Raw genomic sequence first — 23288 nt, forward strand, 5'->3', positions numbered from 1 at the left:
AGCACAGGTGGACGTGCAGAAGAAGCTCGACGAGATCGTGTCCGCGGTCTCCGGTGCCCGGTCGATGCCCATGTCGGCCTCGTGCGTGGTCAATCGCGCCGAACTGCTCTCGATGCTGGAAGAGGTGCGCCAGGCCCTGCCCGGCTCCCTGGCGCAGGCCCAGGAGCTGATCGGCGGCCGCGAGCAGATGGTCGAGCAGGCCCGCCAGGAGGCCGAGCGGATCATCGAGCACGCCCACGCCGAGCGGGGCTCGCTGATCTCCGACACCGAGATCGCCCGCCGCTCCCAGGCCGAGGCCGACCGCATCCTCGCCGAGGCCCGCAAGGAGGCGGAGGAGATCCGCGCGGAGGCCGACGACTACGTCGACTCCAAGCTCGCCAACTTCGAGGTCGTCCTCACCAAGACCCTCGGCTCCGTCGGCCGCGGCCGCGAGAAGCTCCTCGGCACCGGACCCGGCGTCGACGAGCAGGGCTACGAGGACGACGACGCCCCCGAGCGCAGCCACGACCCTCAGACCTTGCGCCGCACCGCCGACGAGTACGTCGACGTCAAGCTGGGCGCCTTCGAGGCGGTCCTGGCCAAGACCCTGGAGGCCGTCGGCCGCGGCCGCCAGAAGCTGCACGGCCGGATCGCCACCGACGACCTCGGCGCCCTCGCCGACGACCTTTCGACCATCCAGCACTCCAGCGACGCCGACTACCTGGCCGACCTCGCGGGCCTCGCGGAGCGGGACACCCCGACCCCTCAGGCCGCCCCGGCCGAGCAGCAGCCCGTACCGCCGCAGTACGACCCGCAGAGCGTGCAGCCGGCGTACGGCTACCAGCAGCAGACCGCCGACCCCTACGGCTACCAGCAGCAGTACGGAGGCCAGCAGGCCGATCCGTACGGCTACCAGCAGGCCCAGCAGGCCGACCCGTACGCCTACCAGGGCTACGACGCTCAGCAGGGCGCCTACGACCCCCAGCAGGCCCAGCAGGGATACGCCGAGCAGCAGCAGATGCCCGCCCTCGACGAGACCAGCCTCTTCGACACCAGCATGATCAGCGCGGAGCAGCTGCGGGCCTATGAACAGGGACGCGGCAACGGCTGACCCCGGCCTGCGAGCGGGGCGTCGGCCGGGAGCGCACACCGGATTGGGTCGTGAGGGAAAGGTCCAGTATCCTGGCTCTTCGGTCGCGCGTACGTCCGCGATCAACGCTGCCCGGGAACACCGAAGGGCAGCGCCCCTGAGCTCAGAAGATCGAAAGCAGGAATGGCTCTGAACGCCCGCCTCGACCACCGCAACCCTCTCGTGTTCGACACACACGAGTTGGGTCGGCGGCCTGGTGCGCTGCAGCGCCTGACCCGCGAGATCGAGGCTCCCAAGGACTTCGGTATCCAGGGAGTGATCGGAGTGCCGGAAGGCGCCCCGGTGGAGCTCGAACTCCGACTCGAGTCGGTCATGGAAGGTGTGCTCGTCACAGGCACCGCCCGTGCACAGGCCGAGGGGGAGTGCGTAAGGTGTCTGGAGCCGCTCGAGCTGGAGCTCGAAGCGGACTTCCAGGAGATGTTCTCGTACCCTGACGCCGACGACCGGGGCCGCCCCAAGGCGGAGCCGGCCGACGACGCCGAGGAAGACGAGGACAGGCTCTTCATCGAGGACGGCCTGTTCGACCTCGAACCCGTGCTGCGCGACGCGGTGGTGCTCGCACTGCCGATGCAGCCGGTGTGCCAGGAAGACTGCCCAGGACTGTGCGCCCAGTGCGGAGCACGCCTTGCGGACGACCCGGACCACCACCACGACGCCGTCGACATCCGTTGGGCGGCACTGCAGGGACTCGCCGATTCACTCGAAGACGGCGATAAGGACGAGATGAGCGGCGCCGAACCGGGCGTCGACGAGAAGCAGGAGAAGTAGCCGTGGCTGTTCCGAAGCGGAAGATGTCGCGCAGCAACACGCGCCACCGCCGGTCGCAGTGGAAGGCTGCGGTCCCCACCCTGGTTGCGTGCGAGCGCTGCCACGAGCCCAAGCAGCAGCACATCGCGTGCCCGTCTTGCGGCACTTACAACAAGCGCCAGGTCCTCGAGGTCTGAGCGGCTGGTGAGAGGCACTGTGTCCACGCCTAAGAAGAACGCTCCCCGCGAGATCGGGAGCAGCCCGGCGGACAACACGGCCTCGTCCCACACGCTGTTGGAAGGGCGGCTCGGGTACAAGCTCGAGTCCGCCCTTCTGGTGCGTGCGCTGACCCACCGTTCCTACGCGTACGAGAACGGCGGCCTGCCCACCAACGAGCGCCTGGAGTTCCTGGGGGACTCCGTCCTCGGCCTCGTGGTCACGGACACGCTGTACCGCACCCACCCCGACCTGCCCGAAGGCCAGCTGGCCAAGCTGCGGGCCGCGGTGGTCAACTCGCGTGCGCTGGCGGAGGTCGGCCGCGGCCTCGACCTGGGCTCCTTCATCCGGCTCGGCCGCGGTGAAGAGGGCACGGGCGGCCGGGACAAGGCGTCCATCCTCGCCGACACCCTCGAAGCGGTGATCGGCGCGGTCTATCTCGACCAGGGCCTGGACTCGGCGGCGGAGCTGGTGCACCGCCTGTTCGACCCCCTGATCGAGAAGTCCTCGAACCTCGGAGCCGGCCTGGACTGGAAGACCAGCCTCCAGGAGCTCACCGCGACCGAGGCGCTCGGCGTGCCCGAGTACCTGGTCACGGAGACCGGCCCCGACCACGAGAAGACCTTCACTGCTGCCGCCCGCGTCGGAGGCGTCTCGTACGGCACCGGCACCGGCCGCAGCAAGAAGGAGGCGGAGCAGCAGGCCGCGGAGTCCGCGTGGCGGTCCATCAAGGCCGCGGCGGACGAGCGCGCCAAGCTGGTGGCCGAGAAGGCCGCCCAGGACGGCGAGGACCCCTCGTCGGTCTCTGCCTGACCGCCTGACCGAACAAGCGCATCCGAGCGCCCGCCCACGGCTTCCGCCCCGGGGCGGGCGCTCGGCTCATACACCGGTTTGTGACGGGGGAGCCCCATGCCCGAGTTGCCCGAGGTCGAGGTCGTACGGCGCGGTCTGGAACGGTGGGTCGCCCACCGGACGGTCACTGAGGCCGAGGTGCTGCACCCGCGCGCGGTACGCCGTCATCTCGCAGGCGCCGACGACTTCGCCCACCGTCTCAAGGGCCACCGCATCGGCACGCCCAGCCGGCGCGGCAAATACCTGTGGCTGCCCCTGGAGGACACGCACCAGGCGATCCTGGCGCACCTCGGTATGAGCGGCCAGCTGCTGGTCCAGTCGCACGCGGCGCCGGACGAGAAGCACCTCCGGATCCGCGTCCGCTTCGCCGACGAGCTCGACACCGAGCTCCGCTTCGTCGACCAACGCACCTTCGGCGGCCTGTCCTTGCACGACACCACCCCGGACGGTCTGCCCGACGTCATCGCGCACATCGCCCGCGACCCGTTGGACCCGCTCTTCGACGACGAGGCCTTCCACCGGGCGCTGCGTCGTAAGCGCACCACCATCAAACGGGCCCTGCTCGATCAGTCGTTGATCAGCGGTGTCGGCAACATCTACGCGGACGAGGCCCTTTGGCGCGCCCGCATCCACTTCGAGCGCTCGACCGCGAACTTCACCCGCCCGCGCACCGCCGAGCTCCTCGGCCACATCAGGGACGTGATGAACGAGGCCCTCGCGGTGGGCGGCACCAGCTTCGACAGCCTGTACGTCAACGTCAACGGCGAGTCGGGATACTTCGACCGGTCGCTGGACGCGTACGGGCGCGAGAGCCTGCCGTGCAAGCGGTGCGCCACGCCGATGCGCCGGCGCCCCTGGATGAACCGGTCCAGCTACTTCTGCCCGAGGTGTCAGCGGGCGCCGCGTGTCGTGTCGTAGCGCCTGCGTGCTTCGAGCACGTCGTCCATCCGGCCCTCCACGAACTGGATGAGGCCGATCAGACGCTCGGCGACCTCGTGGCCGAGCGGGGTCAGTTCGTAGTCCACGCGGGGCGGGTTCGTCGGCTGTGCCTCGCGGTGGACCAGGCCGTCGCGCTCCAGTGCGTGCAGCGTCTGGGACAGCATCTTCTCGCTCACGCCGTCGACCCGGCGTCGCAGCTCGTTGAAGCGGAGCGAGCCCTCGTGCAGGGCGCCGAGCGCGAGCGCGCCCCAGCGTCCCGTGACGTGCTCCAGCGTGCCGCGCGAGGGGCAGGCCTTGGCGAACACGTTGTACGGGAGGTTCTGGTCCTCCGTGCGCTCGTCCATGGTGTCCATAGAGCAAGCGTACGCGAATGCAGCGCTAACCAACAGGTTGCACTAACTAATGGTTAGTGTGCTGCCCCTAGTAACCGAAGTTCTGCGTCCACCAAGGCCCGCCCGCCCCCATGTGCACACCGACACCCAGCGTCTTGAAGTCGCAGTTGAGGATGTTGGCCTTGTGCCCGGGGCTGTTCATCCAGGCCTCCATCACCGCGGCCGCGTCGGCCTGCCCCCGGGCTATGTTCTCGCCGCCGAGGTCGGTGATCCCGGCCTTCGCGGCCCGGTCCCACGGGCTCGCCCCGTCCGGGTCGGTGTGGTCGAAGAAGCCGCGCGCGGCCATGTCCTCGCTGAAGTCCTGAGCCAGCTCGGCCAGCGCGCTGTTGGCGGAGACCGGGCTGCAGCCCACCTTCGACCGCTCTTCGTTGACGAGCTTGAGCACCTCGGCCGCGGCCTGGGTCTCCGCGGACACCGTCACGGGGGCGCTGGTCTTCTCCGGCGACTTCGTGGCCGTACGCGACGGAGTCGTCGTGGGCTTCTTGCTGGGCGTGGGCGTGGTCTTCGGCTTCTTCGACGGCGTCTCGGTCGTCTTGGTCGGCGCGGCCGGTGACGTCGAGGGGGAGGCCGAGGGCGAGGCCGAGCGGTCGGTGTCAGGGCTCGTCGACGTGTCGTCGCGGCTCTCGGCGCTGCCGGAGGTGCCGCCCTGCTCGCTCGGGGCGCCGGTGGTCGGCGTGTCCGCGGCCTGCACCTTGTCGCCGCCGCTGCTGCGGTCCCCGCCGAGCTTGTAGTTCTCGAGACCGGGCACCGCGCCCGTGGCGACCGCGACGGTGCCGAGGGCCACCGCTGCGGAGACGCCGAGCAGACCGGTCTTGACCGGCGCGGCCTTCTTCTTCCGGCGGCGGTGCGAGCCCGCGCGGCGGGGGCCGTCGGAGGGTATGTAGCCGTCGGACGGGAAGGCCGCGGTGTCGGCGTTCCAGGTGTGGCCGTCGTCGTCCGTCGCGAAGAGGTACTCCTGGCTCCTCGTGTAGGCGTCGCCGTACGCCTCGGGGTTCAGGTAGGGGGCGATGCCCAACGTGGGGTGGTCGCCCGCGGCGGGGTCGTACGAGTCGTAGGGCTCGTACGAGTCGTGGTGTCCGTTGCCCCCCATGTGGGAGCTGAACGTCTCTGTGACCCCCGTGGCGCGGCCCGTGCTGGCGGCGCGGCCGGCGGCGGAGCGTCGGTGGCGTCCCATGTCCTGGCCTTCCTCGTCCTCGCGGTCGACGCGTCCCCCCGGTCAACCAAGCTCACGAAACTCACACGATCGAGTGAGTTTCGTATGAGATTCATTGGCAGGGGACGGTACCGCATGGCGCCGGAGGAGGAAGTGTCCCGAGAGACATTGGCCGGTTAGGTTGCACTCATGAGCGAGGATGTGCGACTGGTCGCCTGGGTGCGAGGACGTGTCCAAGGTGTGGGTTTCCGCTGGTTCACGCGGGCCAAGGCCCTGGAGATCGGCGGCCTGAGTGGTTTTGCTCTCAATTTGGACGACGGACGGGTCCAGGTGGTCGCCGAGGGGCCGCGCCCGGGCTGTCAGGGGCTCCTGGAATGGCTCGAGAGTGACGACACGCCCGGGCGCGTGGACGGCGTCACCGAGATCTGGGACACACCTCGCGGGGGGTACGACGGCTTCGCCATCCGTTGACCCCGTTCTGTAAAGAGGCCCAGGCGGAAGCGGAGGCATGCGCCACTGGCACATGCCCGGAGCAGAAAGGGCCTGGTGGTTGCCAAGAATCGCTTGCCGTGGCAGGCTCCGCACGTAAGGATGATCGTCACGCCCTGAGGGCCCCGCGGGAGTCGCAGCGCCGCCGTTTCCGGCCGCGCGCCACCGGGCTGCCCGCCAATACGGGGCGTGATCGTGTTGACCGTCAAACTTTTTGGTGAGACGCTGAAAGCACCCCGCGCACCTTCGCTGTTTGGCATGGAAGAACCGCAGCATGAACTCAAAAGTGTCAAGCACCGCGGGTGCGAATCCCTCACGACCCACACCGCTTCGGTCGGTCACTCATTGTGGAGGACCATCCATCATGGCAAAGGCGCTTCTCGGTTACGTCGGCGGCTCCGACCCTCGACTCCTCGCCGAGATGCGACGGCTCCAGCAGCGCGTCCAGGACCTGGAATCCGAGCTCGTACGGATCCAGGCGGAGAACGACGCGCTCGCGGCTGCCGCTTCTCACGACAGGATCATGGAGAGCATCGACGCACACCAGGCGGAGCCTGCGCTCACCTGATCGCTGCATCGCTCCACAACAGCACACGCAGTGGTTGGGCTGCCCGTATCAACCGCTAAGTTGTCAGACAACTGAAACCCAGTTGTCAGAGTTGCAAGGGACGCTTCGGCGTCCCTTCTTTCTTGCCCCCGCGCATCCTTTCACTCTCTTTAACGTCTGGTGTGCCCTGCGCGTTCATGTGTGAAACCGCAGGGTGACCGGGGTTCATAGTGTGAGACACGCCCGGCAGGTAGAGTCCAGCGGCGTGCACCTCAAGGCCCTGACCCTCCGAGGGTTCAAGTCGTTCGCCTCGGCGACCACACTCCGGTTCGAGCCGGGGATCACATGCGTCGTGGGGCCCAACGGCTCGGGCAAGTCCAATGTGGTGGACGCGCTCAGCTGGGTCATGGGCGAACAGGGCGCCAAGTCGCTGCGCGGCGGCAAGATGGAGGACGTCATCTTCGCCGGCACCACCGGCCGCCCGCCGCTGGGCCGCGCCGAGGTGTCCCTGACCATCGACAACTCCGACGGGGCCCTGCCCATCGAGTACGCCGAGGTCACCATCACGCGGATCATGTTCCGCAACGGCGGCAGCGAGTACCAGATCAACGGCGACACCTGCCGTCTCCTCGACATCCAGGAACTCCTGTCCGACTCCGGCATCGGCCGCGAGATGCACGTCATCGTCGGCCAGGGCCAGCTCGACTCCGTCCTGCACGCCGACCCCATGGGCCGCCGCGCCTTCATCGAGGAGGCGGCCGGCGTCCTCAAGCACCGCAAGCGCAAGGAGAAGGCGCTGCGGAAGCTGGACGCGATGCAGGCCAACCTCGCGCGCGTGCAGGACCTGACGGATGAGCTCAGGAGGCAGCTGAAGCCCCTGGGCCGACAGGCCGCCGTCGCACGCAGGGCCGCCGTCATCCAGGCCGACCTCCGAGACGCCCGCCTGCGCCTCCTCGCCGACGATCTCGTACGGCTGCGGGAGGCGCTGAAGGCCGAGGTCGCGGACGAGGCCGCCCTGAAGGAGCGCAAGGAGGCCGCCGAGCAGGAGCTGAAGAAGGCGCTCCAGCGGGAGGCGCTTCTGGAGGACGAGGTACGGCAGCTCACGCCTCGCCTCCAGCGCGCCCAGCAGACCTGGTACGAGCTCTCCCAGCTGGCCGAGCGGGTGCGCGGCACCATCTCGCTGGCCGACGCGCGCGTGAAGAGCGCCACCTCCGCGCCCCCCGAGGAGCGGCGCGGGCGCGACCCCGAGGACATGGAGCGCGAGGCCGCCCGGATCCGCGAGCAGGAGGCCGAGCTCGAAGCGGCCCTGGAGGCGGCCGAGCGCGCCCTGGAGGACACGGTCGGCCACCGCGCCGAGCTGGAACGCGAACTCGCGCTCGAAGAACGGCGCCTGAAGGACGTGGCCCGTGCCATCGCCGATCGCCGCGAGGGGCTCGCCCGGCTGAACGGCCAGGTCAACGCGGCCCGTTCGCGCGCGGCCTCGGCCCAGGCCGAGATCGACCGGCTGGCCGCCGCCCGCGACGAGGCCCAGGAACGGGCCGTCGCCGCGCAGGAGGAGTACGAGGCGCTGAAGGCGGAGGTCGACGGCCTCGACGCCGGCGACGCCGAGCTCGCCGAACAGCACGAGGCGGCGAAACAGCAGCTCGCCGAGGCGGAGGCAGCCCTGTCGGCGGCCCGGGAGGCGGCCACGGCGGTGGAGCGCAAACGGGCCGCGACCCAGGCCCGCCACGAGGCGTTGGCCATGGGGCTGCGCCGCAAGGACGGCACGGGTGCGCTGCTGGCGGCGAAGGATCGTCTCAGCGGACTGCTCGGTCCGGCCGCCGAGCTGCTGACCGTGACCCCGGGCCACGAGGCCGCCCTGGCCACCGCCTTCGGCGCCGCCGCCGACGCGATCGCGGTGACGACTCCTTCCTCGGCCGCCGACGCGATCCGCCTGCTGCGCAAGCAGGACGCGGGGCGGGCGGCGCTGCTGCTGAGCGGCGCCCCCGACGACGTACCGCAGGAGGCGCGGACGGACGGGCCGCCGTATGCCGCCGACCTCGTCCGCGGCCCCGCCGAGCTCATGCCCGCCGTACGACGGCTGCTGCACGGGATCGTCGTGGTCGGCACCCTGGAGGACGCCGAGGACCTCGTCTACGCGCGGCCCGATCTGACCGCCGTGACCGCCGAGGGCGATCTGCTGGGCGCGTACTTCGCGCAGGGCGGGTCCGCCGGGGCGCCGAGCCTGCTCGAAGTGCAGGCGTCCGTGGACGAGGCCGCAGCCGAGCTGGAAGAGCTGGCCGTGCGGTGCGAGGAGCTCACCGAGGCACAGCACGCGGCCGGGCAGCGGCGCAAGGAGTGTGCCGCGCGGGTCGAGGAGCTGGGGGAGCGGCGTCGGGCCGCCGACCGGGAGAAGTCGTCCGTCGCGCAGCAGTTGGGGCGGCTGTCGGGGCAGGCACGCGGTGCCGCCGGGGAGGCCGAGCGGTCCGTCGCCGCCGCCGCGCGGGCACAGGAGGCGCTCGACAAGGCCCTGACCGAGGTCGAGGAACTCGCCGAACGTCTCGCCGTCGCCGAGGAGATGCCGGTGGAGGAGGAGCCCGACACGTCGGTACGGGACCGTCTCGCCGCCGACGGGGCCAACGCCCGGCAGACCGAGATGGAGGCCCGGCTTCAGGTCCGTACGCACGAAGAGCGCGTCAAGGGGCTCGCCGGGCGGGCCGACTCGCTCGACCGGGCCGCCCGCGCGGAACGCGAGGCACGCGCGCGTGCCGAACAGCGGCGGGCCCGGCTGCGGCACGAGGCGGCCGTCGCGGAGGCCGTCGCCTCCGGTGCACGGCAGCTGCTCGCGCACGTCGAGGTGTCGCTCGGCCGGGCGGAGGAGGAGCGGACCGCCGCCGAGGCCGCCAAGGCGCGGCGCGAGCAGGAGCTGACCGTCGCCCGGGGCGCGGGGCGCGATCTTAAGGCAGAACTCGACAAGTTGACGGATTCGGTCCACCGTGGCGAGGTACTCGGCGCCGAGAAACGGCTGCGGATCGAGCAGCTGGAGACCAAGGCGCTGGAGGAACTCGGTGTCGAACCGGCGGGGCTCGTGGCCGAGTACGGCCCGCACCAGCTGGTGCCGCCCTCGCCCCCCGCCGAGGGCGAAGAGCTGCCGGAGGACCCCGAGCACCCGCGCAACCAGCCGAAGCAGTTCCACCGGGCCGAGCAGGAGAAGCGGCTCAAGGCGGCCGAGCGGGCGTACCAGCAGCTCGGCAAGGTCAACCCGCTGGCGCTGGAGGAGTTCGCCGCGCTGGAGGAACGCCACCAGTTCCTCAGCGAGCAGCTGGAGGACCTCAAGAAGACACGTGCCGACCTCCTCCAGGTCGTCAAGGAGGTCGACGAGCGCGTCGAGCAGGTCTTCACCGAGGCCTACCGGGACACGGCCCGGGAGTTCGAGGGCGTGTTCAGCCGGCTGTTCCCGGGCGGTGACGGGCGCTTGATCCTGACCGATCCCGACAACATGCTCACCACGGGTGTCGATGTCGAGGCGCGTCCGCCGGGTAAGAAGGTCAAGCGGCTGTCCCTGCTCTCGGGCGGCGAGCGCTCGCTGACGGCGGTGGCGCTGCTCGTGTCGATCTTCAAGGCGCGGCCCAGCCCGTTCTACGTCATGGACGAGGTCGAGGCGGCGCTCGACGACACCAACCTCCAGCGGCTGATCCGCATCATGCAGGAGCTGCAGGAGGCCTCGCAGCTGATCGTGATCACGCACCAGAAGCGCACGATGGAGGTCGCCGACGCGTTGTACGGCGTCTCCATGCAGGGCGACGGTGTGTCGAAGGTCATCAGCCAGCGCCTCCGCTAGATACGTGCGGCCTACACCTGTTCTGACCTGCATGCCCCTTCATTGCTTCAAGTCTTGAACTCAAACCCCTCACATCCTCTGAGGGGCTTCTTACTTGACCCCTATTGACTTCGAAACTTGAAGGAATAGTCTCTGCAACGTTGCTTTTACCTTCAGGTACCTACAGGTGGACCTCGAAGGGCTGACCCCATCCGGCAGCGTTGCCGGTGGCCCGAGGAGTACACGTGACCAGCAGTACGCAGGCACCCAAGTCAGGAGCCAGGACGGCTCACCCCGATCATCTCGGGCACGTCATCTTCATCGCGGCGGCGGCCGCGATGGGCGGTTTCCTCTTCGGCTACGACAGCTCCGTGATCAACGGCGCGGTCGAGGCCATCCGTGACCGCTACGACATCGGATCGGCAGCCCTGGCGCAGGTCATCGCCATCGCCCTGGTCGGCTGTGCCATCGGCGCGGCGACCGCCGGCCGCATAGCCGACCGCATCGGCCGCATCCGGTGCATGCAGATCGCCGCTGTCCTCTTCACGGTCAGCGCCGTCGGCTCGGCGCTGCCCTTCTCGCTGTACGACCTCGCCTTCTGGCGGATCGTCGGCGGCTTCGCCATCGGCATGGCCTCCGTGATCGGCCCCGCCTACATCGCCGAGGTCGCCCCGCCCGCCTACCGCGGCCGCCTCGGCTCCTTCCAGCAGGCCGCGATCGTCATCGGCATCGCCGTGTCACAGCTGGTCAACTGGGGTCTGCTGAACGCCGCCGACGGTGACCAGCGCGGCAAGCTCATGGGCCTGGAGGCCTGGCAGGTCATGCTCGGCGTCATGGTCGTCCCGGCCGTCCTGTACGGCCTGCTCTCCTTCGCGATCCCCGAGTCCCCGCGCTTTTTGATCTCCGTCGGCAAGCACGAGCGCGCCCGCGAGATCCTCACCGAGGTCGAGGGCAGGGAGATCGACCTGGACGCCCGCGTCGCCGAGATCGAGCTCGCCATGAAGAGCGAGCACAAGTCGACCTTCAAGGACCTGCTGGGCGGCAGCTTCTTCTTCAAGCCGATCGTCTGGATCGGCATCGGCCTGTCGGTCTTCCAGCAGTTCGTCGGCATCAACGTCGCGTTCTACTACTCCTCGACGCTGTGGCAGTCGGTCGGTGTCGACCCGACGGACTCGTTCTTCTACTCGTTCACGACGTCGATCATCAACATCGTCGGCACCGTGATCGCCATGATCTTCGTCGACCGGATCGGCCGTAGGCCGCTGGCCCTCATCGGCTCCGTCGGCATGGTGATCGGCCTCGCGCTGGAGGCCTGGGCGTTCTCGTACAACCTGGTCGACGGCAAGCTGCCGGCCACGCAGGGCTGGATCGCCCTGATCGCCGCCCACGTGTTCGTCCTCTTCTTCGCCCTGTCCTGGGGTGTGGTCGTCTGGGTCTTCCTCGGCGAGATGTTCCCGAACAAGATCCGCGCCGCCGCCCTGGGCGTGGCCGCCGCCGCGCAGTGGATCGCCAACTGGGCCATCACCGCGAGCTTCCCGTCGCTGGCCGACTGGAACCTCTCCTTCACCTACGTGATCTACACGGTCTTCGCCGCGCTCTCGATCCCGTTCGTCCTCAAGTACGTCAAGGAGACGAAGGGCAAGGCGCTGGAGGAGATGGGCTGAGCCTCGTACCCGAGGCCCTCGAACTCGGGGAGACGGGCCGAGTCCCCGCTGCCCCTCTCCTCGTATCCCCGCCGCCGCCCCGGCTCGGCCACCGCCGAACCGGGGCGGCGGTGTCGTATGCGAAGGGTCGACCCCCGAGAGGATCGACCCCCGAGAGGATCAACCACCGAGCCCGGGCAGCACCCGCTCGCAGAACAGACGCAGACTCCGCCACCCCTCCTCCACCGGCATCCCGCCCGACAACGGATGCAGTACGTAGTTGTCGAACCCCAGCGCCACGCACTCCTCCGGCGTCAGAATCCGGTACACGCCCTCCGCGCGCAGCTCCTCCACCGTCGTGGCCGCCGACTTCACCGCCGACCGGATGTCCCCGGACTGCCAGGAGGCGTACGTCCGAGCCTCGTGCAGGAAGTGCTTGCCGTACCGGGCCCATGCCTCGTCCGGGTCCTCGGCGACGTGCAGCAGCGGTGTCTCGGCGGCGGGCATCATGGTCCAGCCCTCGGTGCCGTACTCGACGAGCCGCTCCTTGTAGTACGCCTCCAGCTCCGGCAGATGCGCGCTGGGGAAGAACGGCAGCCCGAGCCGGGCGGCCCGGCGGGCGGCGGCTTTCGAGGAGCCGCCGACGAGGAGGAGGGGGTGCGGGTCGGTGTACGGGCGCGGGGTGACCCGTACGGTACGGCCCCGGTACGTGAACTCCTCGCCGGTCCAGGCCTTGAGGACCGTCTCCAGAACCTCGTCCTGGATCTTCCCGCGCCGCTTCCACTCCACGTCGAACTGCGCGTACTCCTCGGGCCGGTACCCGATCCCGGCGACCGTCACCAGCCGGCCGCCGCTCAGCAGGTCCAGTACGGCGATGTCCTCGGCCAGCCGCAGCGGGTCGTGCAGCGGGCCGATGACCGCCGAGACCGTGACCGCGATACGCCGGGTGGCCCCGAAGACGGCACCCGCGAAGGCGAACGGCGACGGCAGCCAGTTGTTGGCGACGCCGTGGTGCTCCTCGGTCTGCACGGTGGTGATCCCGCGGTCGTCGGCGTACGCGGCCATCTCCAGGGCGGCCTTGTAGCGCGCGCTGAGCGAGGCGGGGGTGGCGCCGGGCTCGACGAGGTTGAAACGTACGACTGAGACGGGCATGGGGAATCCCCCTTCACACGGTGGATGCGAAAGGGGACCGTAGCTGACGGTGCGTCAGACATCCAGAGTCGCGAGCCCGCGGTGAACGCGATGAAATGGACATGGCGTCGGGGTGGGTTCCTTGTAGGAAGCTACGGAAGACGACACGGAAGACGATCGGAAGACGACGCCCTGTGGAGCAACGCCCCTCCCCGGGGAGGGATGGATACTGGACGGGTTATGGACATCGTCATCCTTGCTGTAGTCATCGCCTTGGTCGTGCTCGGCACGGTCGGTGGGCTCATCGTCGGCAGTCGGCGCCGGAAGCCGCTGCCCCCGCCGCCCCCCGCCGCGCCCGACATCACCGCCCCTCCGGCCGAGCCGCACGTCGGCGACGAGGCCGAGACGCCGCGCGAAGAACCGCGCCGGACGATAGAGGAGGTGGACCTTCCGGACGGCTCGGCTCCCGTCGCCGTCGAGGAACCGCCATCCATCGAAGTCCCCGAGATCGAGATCCCCGAGCCCACGGCCGGGCGGCTCGTCCGCCTCCGTGCCAGGCTCTCCCGCTCGCAGAACGCCCTCGGCAAGGGTTTGCTCACCCTGCTGTCGCGCGAGCACCTCGACGACGACACCTGGGAGGAGATCGAGGACACCCTCCTCACCGCCGACGTCGGCGTGCAGCCCACCCAGGAGCTGGTCGAGAGCCTGCGCGAGCGCGTGAAGGTGCTCGGCACCCGCACCCCCGACGAGCTGCGCGGCCTGCTGCGCGAGGAGCTGCTCAAGCTGGTCGGCACCGACTTCGACCGCACGGTCAGGACCGAGCCCGAGACCAGCAAGCCCGGCATCGTGATGGTCGTCGGCGTGAACGGCACCGGCAAGACCACCACCACCGGCAAGCTCGCCCGCGTCCTCGTGGCCGACGGCCGCAGTGTCGTCCTGGGCGCCGCCGACACCTTCCGTGCCGCCGCCGCCGACCAGCTGCAGACCTGGGGCGAGCGGGTCGGCGCCTACACCGTGCGCGGTCCGGAGGCCGGCGACCCGGCCTCCGTCGCCTTCGACGCGGTGAAGGAGGGCAAGGAGATGGGCGCCGACGTCGTGCTCATCGACACCGCCGGCCGTCTGCACACCAAGACCGGCCTCATGGACGAGCTCGGCAAGGTCAAGCGGGTCGTCGAGAAGCACGCACCGCTGGACGAGGTGCTGCTCGTGCTGGATGCGACGACCGGGCAGAACGGCCTGGTCCAGGCCCGTGTCTTCGCCGAGGTCGTCGACATCACCGGCATCGTGCTCACCAAGCTGGACGGCACGGCGAAGGGCGGCATCGTCGTCGCGGTGCAGCGCGAGCTGGGCGTGCCGGTCAAGCTGGTGGGTCTCGGCGAGGGTGCGGACGACCTGGCGCCGTTCGAGCCGGAGGCGTTCGTGGATGCGCTTATCGGGGAGTGACCGGCCAAATCCGCGAAGAAGCGCCCGCCCCAAGGTGCAGTTGGGAAGCGGGCGCTTCGCTGTGTACGCCGTAGGCTCTTACGCCCGCGACCGATGCGCCACATAGGCCAGCGTCCCCAGCATCAACCTGGCCGTCGGCGGCTTGCTCGCCGTATCCAGGGCGGGGGAGCGCATCCACCGCACCGGACCCAGCCCGCCCCGGTCGGAGGGCGGGGCCGTGATGTACGTACCGGGGCCCAGACCGCGCAGGTCGAGGGAGGTCGGGTCGTCCCAGCCCATGCGGTAGAGCAGCTCGGGGAGTTCGGCGGCGGCGCCGGGGGCGACGAAGAAGTGGGCGCGGCCCTCCGGGGTGGCGGTCACCGGGCCGAGGGGGAGGCCCATGCGCTCCAGCCGGATCAGGGCGCGGCGCCCGGCGGGCTCGGCCACCTCGATCACGTCGAACGCCCGGCCGACCGGCAGCATCATCGACGCGCCGGGGAACTCGGACCACGCCCTGGTCACCTCGTCCAGCGTGGCGCCGGCCGGGACGTGGGGCGCGAAGTCGAGCGGATGCGCGCCGGGAGCGGCGCAGTCGGCACGGCCGCACGAGCAGGCGCCGGCCGCGGTGCGCGCGCCGGGTGCGACGTCCCAGCCCCAGAGTCCGGTGAACTCGGCGACCGCGGTGCACTCCGACGAGCGGCCGCGCCTGCGCGAGCCGGAGCGGATCTCCCGAATGCCGCCGATCGTGAAGCCCATACCCCCTCCAACGTGTCCGGCCTGCAAGTGGTTACGCCACGAACGCACATTGTGACTCTCTGTCGCCATTTCCGGTACCACTTCCGGGTTATGGCAGCGCCCGGAAGCGTCACGGGTGGTGCACTCGGCCGCGTGCGCCCCTGAGTGCGTCGCTGCGCCCACTCCCGATAGTCCTCTGTCAAGTGAATCGCGAGGAGGCGACCGTGAGTTCATTCGAAGGGGTGGCGAATGGTGGCGTTTCCGGGATCGCCATGGCTGGACGCGTGATCGTAGGATTACTTTGAGTGTGCGAGTCCTGGGGGCACATGCGCTTGTGGGTATGCCGGAGGCAAGTCGGCTTCGCGTTCGAAGGATGACAACCGCCGGACGGGCGGCCGTATTTACCGGCATTCTGATAAGGCTTGGCGCACTCAGTGACAAGTGGTCTCAGGGATGGGGGCGTTCCAGTGAGCGGCAACGGCGACAGCGGGACAGACGCGACGAACGCGACGAACGCGATGCACGCCACGAACGCTGACAAGCGCCCGAACGAGCTGCTCACCTCGTGGTTCGTGCGCAGCGGCTGGTCCAAGGGGGAGCTCGCCCGGCAAGTCAACCGCCGGGCTCGCCAGTTGGGGGCCAACCACATCTCCACCGACACCTCGCGCGTGCGCCGTTGGCTGGACGGCGAGAACCCCCGCGAGCCGATCCCCCGGATCCTGTCCGAGCTGTTCTCCGAGCGGTTCGGCTGTGTCGTCTCGATCGAGGACCTCGGCCTGCGCACGGCCCGTCAGGCGCCCTCCGCGACCGGCGTCGACCTGCCCTGGACGGGTCCGCAGACGGTGGCCCTGCTCAGCGAGTTCTCGCGCAGCGACCTGATGCTGGCGCGGCGCGGCTTCCTCGGGACCTCGCTGGTCCTGTCCGCGGGCCCGTCCCTCATCGAGCCCATGCAGCGCTGGCTGGTGCCCGCGCCCCCGGCGCCGTACCAGGAGCCCGAACCGTCGTCCCCCGCGTCCCGCCGCGGCCGCCTGTCCAAGCCCGAGCTGGATCTCCTCGAGTCGACGACCGTGATGTTCCGGCAGTGGGACGCCCAGTGCGGCGGCGGTCTGCGCCGCAAGGCGGTCGTCGGTCAGCTGCACGAGGTGACCGACCTCCTCCAGGAACCCCAGCCCGAGACCACCACCCGCAAGCTGTTCAAGGTCGCCGCCGAGCTGGCGGAGCTGGCCGGCTGGATGTCGTACGACGTCGGGCTGCAGCCCACCGCGCAGAAGTACTTCGTCCTCGCCCTGCACGCCGCCAAGGAGGCCGGCGACAAGCCGCTCGGCTCGTACGTCCTGTCGAGCATGAGCCGCCAGATGATCCACCTCGGTCGACCCGAGGACGCCCTGGAGCTGATCCACCTCGCGCAGTACGGCAGCCGGGACTGCGCGAGCCCGCGCACCCAGTCCATGCTGTATGCGATGGAGGCCCGCGCCTACGCCAACATGGGGCAGCCCGGCAAGTGCAAGCGGGCGGTCCGGATGGCCGAGGACACCTTCGCCGACGCCGACGAGTGGGACGAGCCGGACCCCGACTGGATCCGCTTCTTCTCGGAGGCCGAGCTGTACGGCGAGAACTCCCACTCCTACCGCGATCTCGCCTATGTCGCCGGCCGCAGCCCCACCTACGCCTCCCTCGCCGAGCCCCTGATGCGGCGGGCCGTCGAGCTCTTCGCCGAGGACACCGAGCACCAGCGGTCGTACGCACTGAACCTGATCGGGATGGCCACCGTGCACCTGCTGCAGCGCGAGCCCGAGCAGAGCACTGTGCTGACCGGGCAGGCCATGCAGATCGCCAAGAAGGTCCGCTCCGAGAGGGTCAGCACTCGTATCCGAAAGACGGTCGACACGGCCGTACGCGATTTCGGCGATCTCGCGGAGGTCGTGGACCTCACCGAGCAGCTCGCCATCGAGCTGCCCGAGACCGCCGAAGCGGTCTGAGACCCCGGAGAAACCCCTGAACCCCGGCCGTGGCCGGCCCTCCCGAACTGCCCGACTCGGCTCCCCCGTGCCAGGTCATCGGAAGGCCGACCGCGGCCGGACCCCCGTAGGTTGCGCCACGATAACGATCGCGCAGCCGAACATCTGCCAGTTCATCTACGCGTAACACAGAAGGCGCCTTCGTCACGGCGGCGAAACAACGAGGGGCTTCCACCGAAACCGCGCTGCGCCAATCTCATGGCGCATAACCGGCCCGCCCCTCAATCCGCTCAGGCTTCCGCCCGCACGGGGCCGTACCAATGACGAGGAGACGCCGATGGCACCAGCAGCCATCACGCTGGCGGCAGACGTAGAGCTGTCGCCCGCCAACACAGGTTTTATGCTCATCTGTTCCGCCCTGGTGATGCTCATGACGCCGGGCCTGGCCTTCTTCTACGGAGGCATGGTCCGCGTCAAGAGCACCCTGAACATGCTGATGATGAGCTTCATCAGCCTGGGGATCGTCACCATCCTGTGGGTGCTGTACGGCTTCTCCATGGCCTTTGGAACGGACTCCGGCCACATCATCGGCTGGAACTCCGACTGGGTCGGCCTCAGCGACATCGGCCTGACCGAGCTGTGGGGCACGTACAACATCCCCATCCTCGCCTTCCTCGTCTTCCAGCTGATGTTCGCGATCATCACGCCGGCTCTGATCAGCGGTGCTCTCGCGGACCGCGTGAAGTTCACGGCGTGGGCGCTGTTCGTCGCCCTGTGGGCCACGATCGTCTACTTCCCCGTCGCCCACTGGGTCTGGGGTGAGGGCGGCTGGGCCTTCGACATGGGCGTGATCGACTTCGCCGGTGGTACGGCGGTCCACATCAACGCCGGTGCCGCGGCGCTCGGCGTGATCCTGGTCATCGGCAAGCGCATCGGCTTCAAGAAGGACCCGATGCGCCCGCACAGCCTCCCGCTGGTCATGCTCGGCGCAGGACTCCTGTGGTTCGGCTGGTTCGGCTTCAACGCCGGCTCGTGGCTCGGCAACGACGACGGCGTCGGCGCGCTGATGTTCGTCAACACGCAGATCGCCACCGCCGCCGCCATGCTGGCCTGGCTCGCTTACGAGAAGATCCGCCACGGCGCGTTCACCACGCTGGGCGCCGCCTCCGGCGCGGTCGCCGGTCTGGTCGCCATCACCCCGTCGGGTGGCGCGGTCTCCCCGATCGGCGCGATCGTCGTCGGCGTCGTCGCCGGTGTGCTGTGCGCCATGGCCGTCGGCCTGAAGTACAAGTTCGGCTACGACGACTCGCTCGACGTCGTCGGCGTCCACCTGGTCGGCGGTGTCGTCGGCTCCCTGCTGGTCGGCTTCCTCGCCAGCGGCAAGGGCCAGTCCGACGTCGAGGGCCTCTTCTACGGCGGCGGCATGGAGCAGTTCTGGAAGCAGTGCGCCGGTGTCTTCGCGGTCCTCGCCTACTCCCTGGTGGTCTCCGCGATCCTCGCCTTCATCCTTGAGAAGACCATCGGTATGCGGGTCTCCGAGGACGAAGAGGTGGCCGGCATCGACCAGGCCGAGCACGCCGAGACCGCATACGACTTCAGCGGCGCCGGCGGCGGTGCCGCCCGGAACGCCGTCCCGACCCCGGCCGCCGACACTGCGAGCAAGAAGGTGGACGCATGAAGCTCATCACGGCCGTCGTGAAGCCCCACCGGCTCGACGAGATCAAGGAAGCCCTCCAGGCCTTCGGCGTGCACGGCCTGACGGTCACCGAGGCGAGCGGCTACGGTCGTCAGCGGGGCCACACCGAGGTCTACCGCGGTGCCGAGTACACCGTCGACCTGGTCCCCAAGATCCGGATCGAGGTGCTGGCCGAGGACGACGACGCCGAGCAGCTGATCGACGTCATCGTCAAGGCGGCCCGCACCGGCAAGATCGGTGACGGCAAGGTCTGGTCCCTCCCGGTCGAGACGGCTGTACGGGTGCGGACCGGCGAGCGCGGCCCGGACGCGCTCTGACGGCAGAACAGAACAGGAGTCGCTGGGTGACGAGTACGGACGTGCGCAAGGAAGCAGAGGACTCGGGACCCAGCGGCTACGCGGCGGCCCGGCTGCGCCTCCTCACCGAGGGGGCGCAGTCCGGGCCGCCGCGCCGTACGGCCCTGTCGGAGCTGACCGACGACTGGCTGTCGGGGCTGTTCGGTGCGGGCGCGGAGGGCATGCGCGGGGTCTCTTTGATCGCTGTCGGCGGTTACGGCCGCGGCGAGCTGTCCCCACGCAGCGACCTGGACCTGCTCCTGCTGCACGACGGCAGTGACTCCGACGCGGTCGCCGCGCTGGCCGACCGCATCTGGTATCCGGTCTGGGACCTCGGCCTCGCCCTCGACCATTCGGTGCGGACGCCGGCCGAGGCCCGCAAGACCGCAGGCGAAGACCTGAAGGTGCAGCTGGGTCTGCTGGACGCCCGCCACCTCGCGGGCGACCTGGGGCTGACGGCCGGACTGCGTACGGCGGTCCTCGCCGACTGGCGCAACCAGGCACCGAAGCGGCTCCCCGAGCTCCAGGAGCTGTGCGCCGAGCGCGCCGAACGACAGGGCGAGCTGCAGTACCTGCTCGAACCCGACCTCAAGGAAGCCCGCGGTGGCCTGCGCGACGCCACCGCCCTGCGCGCCGTCGCCGCCTCCTGGCTGGCCGACGCCCCGCGCGAGGGCCTCGACGACGCCCGGCGCAGGCTGCTCGACGTCCGTGACGCCCTGCACCTGACGACGGGCCGCGCCACCGACCGGCTCGCGCTCCAGGAGCAGGACCAGGTCGCCGCCGAGCTCGGCCTCCTGGACGCCGACACGCTCCTGCGGCAGGTGTACGAGGCGGCACGGGTCATCTCGTACGCCAGTGATGTCACCTGGCGTGAAGTGGGGCGCGTGCTCAGGTCGCGCGCCGTGCGGCCACGTCTGCGCGCCATGCTGGGCGGCGGGAAGGCGGTTGCCGAAAGGTCTCCGCTGGCGGAGGGCGTGGTCGAGCAGGACGGCGAGGTGGTGCTCGCCCGCGCCGCGCGCCCCGAACGCGACCCCGTGCTCCCCCTGCGTGCCGCGGCCGCCGCCGCGCAGGCCGGGCTCCCGCTCTCCCTGCACGCCGTACGGCGCATGGCGGCCACCGTGCGCCCCCTGCCCACACCCTGGCCCGCAGAGGCACGCGAGCAACTGGTCACCCTGCTCGGCTCCGGCCGCCCGACCGTCGACGTCTGGGAGGCCCTGGAGGCCGAAGGCCTCATCACCCGGCTGCTGCCCGACTGGGAGCGGGTCCGCTGCCGGCCGCAACGCAACGCCGTGCACATCTGGACCGTCGACCGGCACCTGATCGAGACCGCCGTCCGCGCCGCCGAGTTCACCCGCCGCGTCAGCCGCCCCGACCTCCTCCTGGTCGCCGCGCTGCTGCACGACATCGGCAAGGGCTGGCCCGGCGACCACTCGGTGGCCGGCGAGATCATCGCCAAGGACGTGGCCGCCCGCATCGGTTTCGACCGCGCGGACGTGACCGTGCTCTCCACGCTCGTACGGCATCACCTGCTGCTCATCGACACCGCCACCCGGCGCGACCTGGAGGACCCGGCCACCGTGCGCTCGGTCGCCGAGGCCGTCGGCACGCAGAGCACGCTGGAACTGCTGCACGCCCTCACCGAGGCGGACGCGCTGGCCACCGGCCCGGCCGCCTGGTCGTCCTGGCGGGGCTCACTAGTCGCCGACCTGGTGAAGCGAGTCGCGGCCGTCCTCGCCGGGGACGCCTCCGACGAGATCGAGGACGCCACGCCCACCGCCGAGCAGGAGAGGCTCGCGATCGAGGCGGTCGCGACGGGCGGCCCGGTGCTGGCGCTGCGCGCCCAGACGGAGCCGCCCGCCGACCACGACCCGTCCGTCGCGGAGGACCCCGAGCCGCTGGGCGTGGAGCTGCTGATCGCCGTCCCCGACCAGTCGGGCGTCCTGCCCGCGGTCGCCGGCGTCCTCGCCATGCACCGCCTCACCGTCCGCACCGCCGAACTGCGCGCCCTGGACCTGCCCGACGGCGTCGAGGGCTCCGTCCTGCTGCTGAACTGGCGGGTCGCCGCCCAGTACGGCTCCCTGCCCCAGGCCGCCCGGCTGCGCGCCGACCTCGTACGGGCCCTGGACGGGTCCCTGGACATCGCGGGGCGGTTGGCCGAGCGCGACGCCGCGTATCCCCGCCGCCGGGGTGTCGTGGCACCCCCGGCCCGGGTGACGGTCCACCCGGCCGCGTCGCGCCTGGCCACAGTGATAGAGGTGCGGGCCCAGGACGCCCCCGGGCTGCTGTTCCGCATCGGCCGGGCGCTGGAGGACGCGGGGATGCGAATGCGTAGTGCGCATGTCAGCACGCTGGGTTCCAACGCGGTCGACGCCTTTTACGTGACGAACGCCGAAGGGCTGCCGTTGCCGGGCGACGAGGCGGCCGCGGCGGCTCGGACGCTGGAGGAGACGTTGCGGGCATGACCGTGACCCGGTCTTGTGTGGCCGGGATACCCTGGAGGGCGACTCTCTAGCCTGTCACCGACCCCGAGGACCGACGCCGCCGTGTTCGATACTCTTTCCGATCGCCTTTCAGCGACCTTCAAGAACTTGCGCGGCAAGGGGCGCTTGAGCGAAGCGGATATCGACGCCACGGCGCGCGAGATCCGCATCGCGCTCCTCGAAGCCGATGTCGCCCTGCCTGTCGTGCGGACGTTCATCAAGAACGTCAAGGAGCGTGCCCTCGGCGCCGAGGTCTCCAAGGCGCTGAACCCCGCCCAGCAGGTCCTGAAGATCGTCAACGAGGAACTCGTCACGATCCTCGGCGGCGAGACCCGGCGCCTCCGGTTCGCCAAGCAGCCGCCGACCGTGATCATGCTGGCGGGTCTGCAGGGTGCCGGTAAGACCACCCTCGCGGGCAAGCTCGGCCGGTGGCTGAAGGAGCAGGGCCATTCGCCGCTCCTGGTCGCCGCCGACCTCCAGCGCCCCAACGCCGTCAACCAGCTCAGTGTCGTCGCCGATCGGGCGGGTGTGGCCGTCTTCGCCCCCGAGCCGGGCAACGGCGTGGGGGACCCGGTCAAGGTCGCCAAGGACTCCATCGAGCACGCGAAGTCCAAGGTCCACGACATCGTGGTCGTGGACACCGCCGGCCGCCTGGGCATCGACCAGGAGATGATGCAGCAGGCCGCGGACATCAGGGACGCGGTCTCACCCGACGAGATCCTCTTCGTCGTCGACGCGATGATCGGTCAGGACGCGGTCAACACCGCCGAGGCCTTCCGCGACGGTGTCGGCTTCGACGGCGTCGTGCTCTCCAAGCTCGACGGCGACGCCCGCGGTGGTGCGGCCCTGTCGATCGCCTCGGTCACCGGCAAGCCGATCATGTTCGCGTCGAACGGCGAGAAGCTCGACGACTTCGACGCCTTCCACCCTGACCGAATGGCCTCCCGCATCCTCGACATGGGTGACCTGCTCACCCTGATCGAGCAGGCGGAGAAGACGTTCAGCCAGGAAGAGGCCGAGAAGATGGCCTCCAAGCTGGCGTCGAAGAAGGGCCAGGACTTCACCCTGGACGACTTCCTGGCCCAGATGGAGCAGGTCCGGAAGATGGGCTCCATCTCCAAGCTGCTCGGCATGCTCCCGGGCATGGGCCAGATCAAGGACCAGATCAACAACCTCGACGAGCGGGACGTCGACCGCACGGCCGCCATCATCAAGTCGATGACCCCGGCCGAGCGCCAGGAGCCGACGATCATCAACGGCTCGCGCCGCGCCCGTATCGCACGCGGTTCCGGTGTCGAGGTCAGCGCCGTGAAGAACCTGGTCGAGCGGTTCTTCGAGGCCCGCAAGATGATGTCCCGCATGGCCCAGGGCGGCGGCATGCCGGGGATGCCCGGGGTGCCGGGCATGGGCGGCGGCCCCGGCCGGTCGAAGAAGCAGCCGAAGAAGGCCAAGGGCAAGCAGCGCTCCGGCAACCCGATGAAGCGCAAGCAGCAGGAGCAGGAGGAGGCCGCGCGCCGGGCCGCGGCCGCCCAGGGCGGCAACGCCTTCGGCGTGCCGGGCCAGCAGGCTCCTCAGGACTTCGAGCTGCCGGACGAGTTCAAGAAGTTCATGGGCTGACTCCGGCC

At 70.0% G+C, this 23288-nt stretch carries 19 protein-coding genes; 15 read left to right on the forward strand and 4 right to left on the reverse strand.

Annotated elements, in window-relative coordinates:
• Window positions 1–7 precede the first annotated feature (7 nt).
• The 5 genes from ABT063_RS09225 (at window position 8) to mutM (ending at window position 3862) form a co-directional block, all read left to right on the forward strand.
• Complete coding sequence (locus ABT063_RS09225) at window positions 8–1090, forward strand: F0F1 ATP synthase subunit B (RefSeq protein WP_351056573.1); 1083 nt, start codon at window positions 8–10, stop codon at window positions 1088–1090.
• 162 nt (window positions 1091–1252) lie between these two features.
• Window positions 1253–1897 carry a YceD family protein gene (locus ABT063_RS09230; protein WP_351056574.1) on the forward strand — a complete coding sequence of 215 codons (645 nt, stop codon included), beginning with the start codon at window positions 1253–1255 and terminating at the stop codon, window positions 1895–1897.
• 2 nt (window positions 1898–1899) lie between these two features.
• A complete protein-coding gene (gene rpmF / locus ABT063_RS09235) occupies window positions 1900–2073 on the forward strand; it encodes a 50S ribosomal protein L32 (protein WP_003951102.1) in 174 nt (57 codons plus the stop codon).
• Window positions 2074–2092: 19 nt separating this feature from the next.
• Window positions 2093–2905, forward strand: coding sequence for a ribonuclease III (gene rnc / locus ABT063_RS09240; protein ID WP_351056575.1), 813 nt, complete (start codon window positions 2093–2095; stop codon window positions 2903–2905).
• Window positions 2906–3001: 96 nt separating this feature from the next.
• Complete coding sequence (gene mutM, locus ABT063_RS09245; RefSeq protein WP_351056576.1) at window positions 3002–3862, forward strand: bifunctional DNA-formamidopyrimidine glycosylase/DNA-(apurinic or apyrimidinic site) lyase; 861 nt, start codon at window positions 3002–3004, stop codon at window positions 3860–3862.
• Here mutM and ABT063_RS09250 read toward each other — a convergent pair.
• The gene (locus ABT063_RS09250) at window positions 3835–4236 is read right to left on the reverse strand and encodes a winged helix-turn-helix transcriptional regulator (RefSeq protein WP_351056577.1); all 402 of its coding nucleotides are present in this window, start codon (window positions 4234–4236) and stop codon (window positions 3835–3837) included. The genes mutM and ABT063_RS09250 overlap by 28 nt on opposite strands.
• A gap of 67 nt (window positions 4237–4303) precedes the next feature.
• Window positions 4304–5449, reverse strand: a complete 1146-nt coding sequence (locus ABT063_RS09255) for a CAP domain-containing protein (RefSeq protein ID WP_351056578.1) — start codon at window positions 5447–5449, stop codon at window positions 4304–4306.
• Between the two features lie 168 nt (window positions 5450–5617).
• On the opposite strand from ABT063_RS09255, the gene ABT063_RS09260 reads away from it, so the two are divergent.
• The 4 genes from ABT063_RS09260 (at window position 5618) to ABT063_RS09275 (ending at window position 11927) form a co-directional block, all read left to right on the forward strand.
• Window positions 5618–5899, forward strand: coding sequence for an acylphosphatase (locus tag ABT063_RS09260; RefSeq protein WP_351056579.1), 282 nt, complete (start codon window positions 5618–5620; stop codon window positions 5897–5899).
• A gap of 382 nt (window positions 5900–6281) precedes the next feature.
• Complete coding sequence (locus ABT063_RS09265; protein ID WP_016432419.1) at window positions 6282–6485, forward strand: hypothetical protein; 204 nt, start codon at window positions 6282–6284, stop codon at window positions 6483–6485.
• Window positions 6486–6729: 244 nt separating this feature from the next.
• Window positions 6730–10284 (forward strand): chromosome segregation protein SMC, encoded by a 3555-nt coding sequence (smc, locus tag ABT063_RS09270; RefSeq protein WP_351056580.1) that lies wholly within the window; start codon window positions 6730–6732, stop codon window positions 10282–10284.
• Window positions 10285–10508: 224 nt separating this feature from the next.
• The gene (locus tag ABT063_RS09275; RefSeq protein ID WP_351056581.1) at window positions 10509–11927 is read left to right on the forward strand and encodes a sugar porter family MFS transporter; all 1419 of its coding nucleotides are present in this window, start codon (window positions 10509–10511) and stop codon (window positions 11925–11927) included.
• A 159-nt stretch (window positions 11928–12086) separates the two neighbouring features.
• Here ABT063_RS09275 and ABT063_RS09280 read toward each other — a convergent pair whose 3' ends face one another.
• The gene (locus ABT063_RS09280; protein WP_351056582.1) at window positions 12087–13058 is read right to left on the reverse strand and encodes an LLM class flavin-dependent oxidoreductase; all 972 of its coding nucleotides are present in this window, start codon (window positions 13056–13058) and stop codon (window positions 12087–12089) included.
• Window positions 13059–13277: 219 nt separating this feature from the next.
• Here ABT063_RS09280 and ftsY point away from each other — a divergent pair, with 219 nt between their 5' ends.
• A complete protein-coding gene (gene ftsY / locus ABT063_RS09285; RefSeq protein WP_351056583.1) occupies window positions 13278–14480 on the forward strand; it encodes a signal recognition particle-docking protein FtsY in 1203 nt (400 codons plus the stop codon).
• A gap of 78 nt (window positions 14481–14558) precedes the next feature.
• Here ftsY and ABT063_RS09290 read toward each other — a convergent pair whose 3' ends face one another.
• Window positions 14559–15215: a bifunctional DNA primase/polymerase gene (locus ABT063_RS09290; RefSeq protein WP_351056584.1), complete on the reverse strand. Its 657-nt coding sequence runs from the start codon at window positions 15213–15215 to the stop codon at window positions 14559–14561.
• A gap of 446 nt (window positions 15216–15661) precedes the next feature.
• On the opposite strand from ABT063_RS09290, the gene nsdA reads away from it, so the two are divergent.
• The 5 genes from nsdA to ffh all read left to right on the forward strand — a co-directional run bounded on the left by nsdA (window position 15662) and on the right by ffh (window position 23280).
• The gene (nsdA, locus tag ABT063_RS09295) at window positions 15662–17173 is read left to right on the forward strand and encodes a transcriptional repressor NsdA (RefSeq protein ID WP_502990786.1); all 1512 of its coding nucleotides are present in this window, start codon (window positions 15662–15664) and stop codon (window positions 17171–17173) included.
• 316 nt (window positions 17174–17489) lie between these two features.
• On the forward strand, window positions 17490–18830 hold the full coding sequence (locus tag ABT063_RS09300; RefSeq protein WP_351056585.1) for an ammonium transporter: 1341 nt from the start codon (window positions 17490–17492) through the stop codon (window positions 18828–18830).
• Entirely contained in the window at window positions 18827–19165 is a 339-nt protein-coding gene (locus ABT063_RS09305; protein ID WP_003997576.1) for a P-II family nitrogen regulator, read from the forward strand. Before ABT063_RS09300 ends, ABT063_RS09305 begins: the two co-directional genes overlap by 4 nt.
• 26 nt (window positions 19166–19191) lie before the next feature.
• The gene (locus tag ABT063_RS09310; RefSeq protein ID WP_351056586.1) at window positions 19192–21645 is read left to right on the forward strand and encodes a [protein-PII] uridylyltransferase; all 2454 of its coding nucleotides are present in this window, start codon (window positions 19192–19194) and stop codon (window positions 21643–21645) included.
• 81 nt (window positions 21646–21726) lie between these two features.
• Window positions 21727–23280: a signal recognition particle protein gene (gene ffh / locus ABT063_RS09315; RefSeq protein ID WP_351056587.1), complete on the forward strand. Its 1554-nt coding sequence runs from the start codon at window positions 21727–21729 to the stop codon at window positions 23278–23280.
• Window positions 23281–23288 lie beyond the last annotated feature (8 nt).

Source organism: Streptomyces sp. NPDC002838, from assembly GCF_040295365.1.
Taxonomy (GTDB): Bacteria; Actinomycetota; Actinomycetes; order Streptomycetales; family Streptomycetaceae; genus Streptomyces.

Coding starts and splice junctions, on each gene's coding strand:
- ABT063_RS09230 (WP_351056574.1), top strand. CDS start 1,253: ATGGCTCTGAACGCCCGCCTCGACCACCGCAACCCTCTCGTGTTCGAC.
- mutM (WP_351056576.1), top strand. CDS start 3,002: ATGCCCGAGTTGCCCGAGGTCGAGGTCGTACGGCGCGGTCTGGAACGG.
- ABT063_RS09250 (WP_351056577.1), bottom strand. CDS start 4,236: ATGGACACCATGGACGAGCGCACGGAGGACCAGAACCTCCCGTACAAC.
- ABT063_RS09255 (WP_351056578.1), bottom strand. CDS start 5,449: ATGGGACGCCACCGACGCTCCGCCGCCGGCCGCGCCGCCAGCACGGGC.
- ABT063_RS09260 (WP_351056579.1), top strand. CDS start 5,618: ATGAGCGAGGATGTGCGACTGGTCGCCTGGGTGCGAGGACGTGTCCAA.
- ABT063_RS09265 (WP_016432419.1), top strand. CDS start 6,282: ATGGCAAAGGCGCTTCTCGGTTACGTCGGCGGCTCCGACCCTCGACTC.
- ABT063_RS09280 (WP_351056582.1), bottom strand. CDS start 13,058: ATGCCCGTCTCAGTCGTACGTTTCAACCTCGTCGAGCCCGGCGCCACC.
- ftsY (WP_351056583.1), top strand. CDS start 13,278: ATGGACATCGTCATCCTTGCTGTAGTCATCGCCTTGGTCGTGCTCGGC.
- ABT063_RS09290 (WP_351056584.1), bottom strand. CDS start 15,215: ATGGGCTTCACGATCGGCGGCATTCGGGAGATCCGCTCCGGCTCGCGC.
- ABT063_RS09300 (WP_351056585.1), top strand. CDS start 17,490: ATGGCACCAGCAGCCATCACGCTGGCGGCAGACGTAGAGCTGTCGCCC.
- ABT063_RS09305 (WP_003997576.1), top strand. CDS start 18,827: ATGAAGCTCATCACGGCCGTCGTGAAGCCCCACCGGCTCGACGAGATC.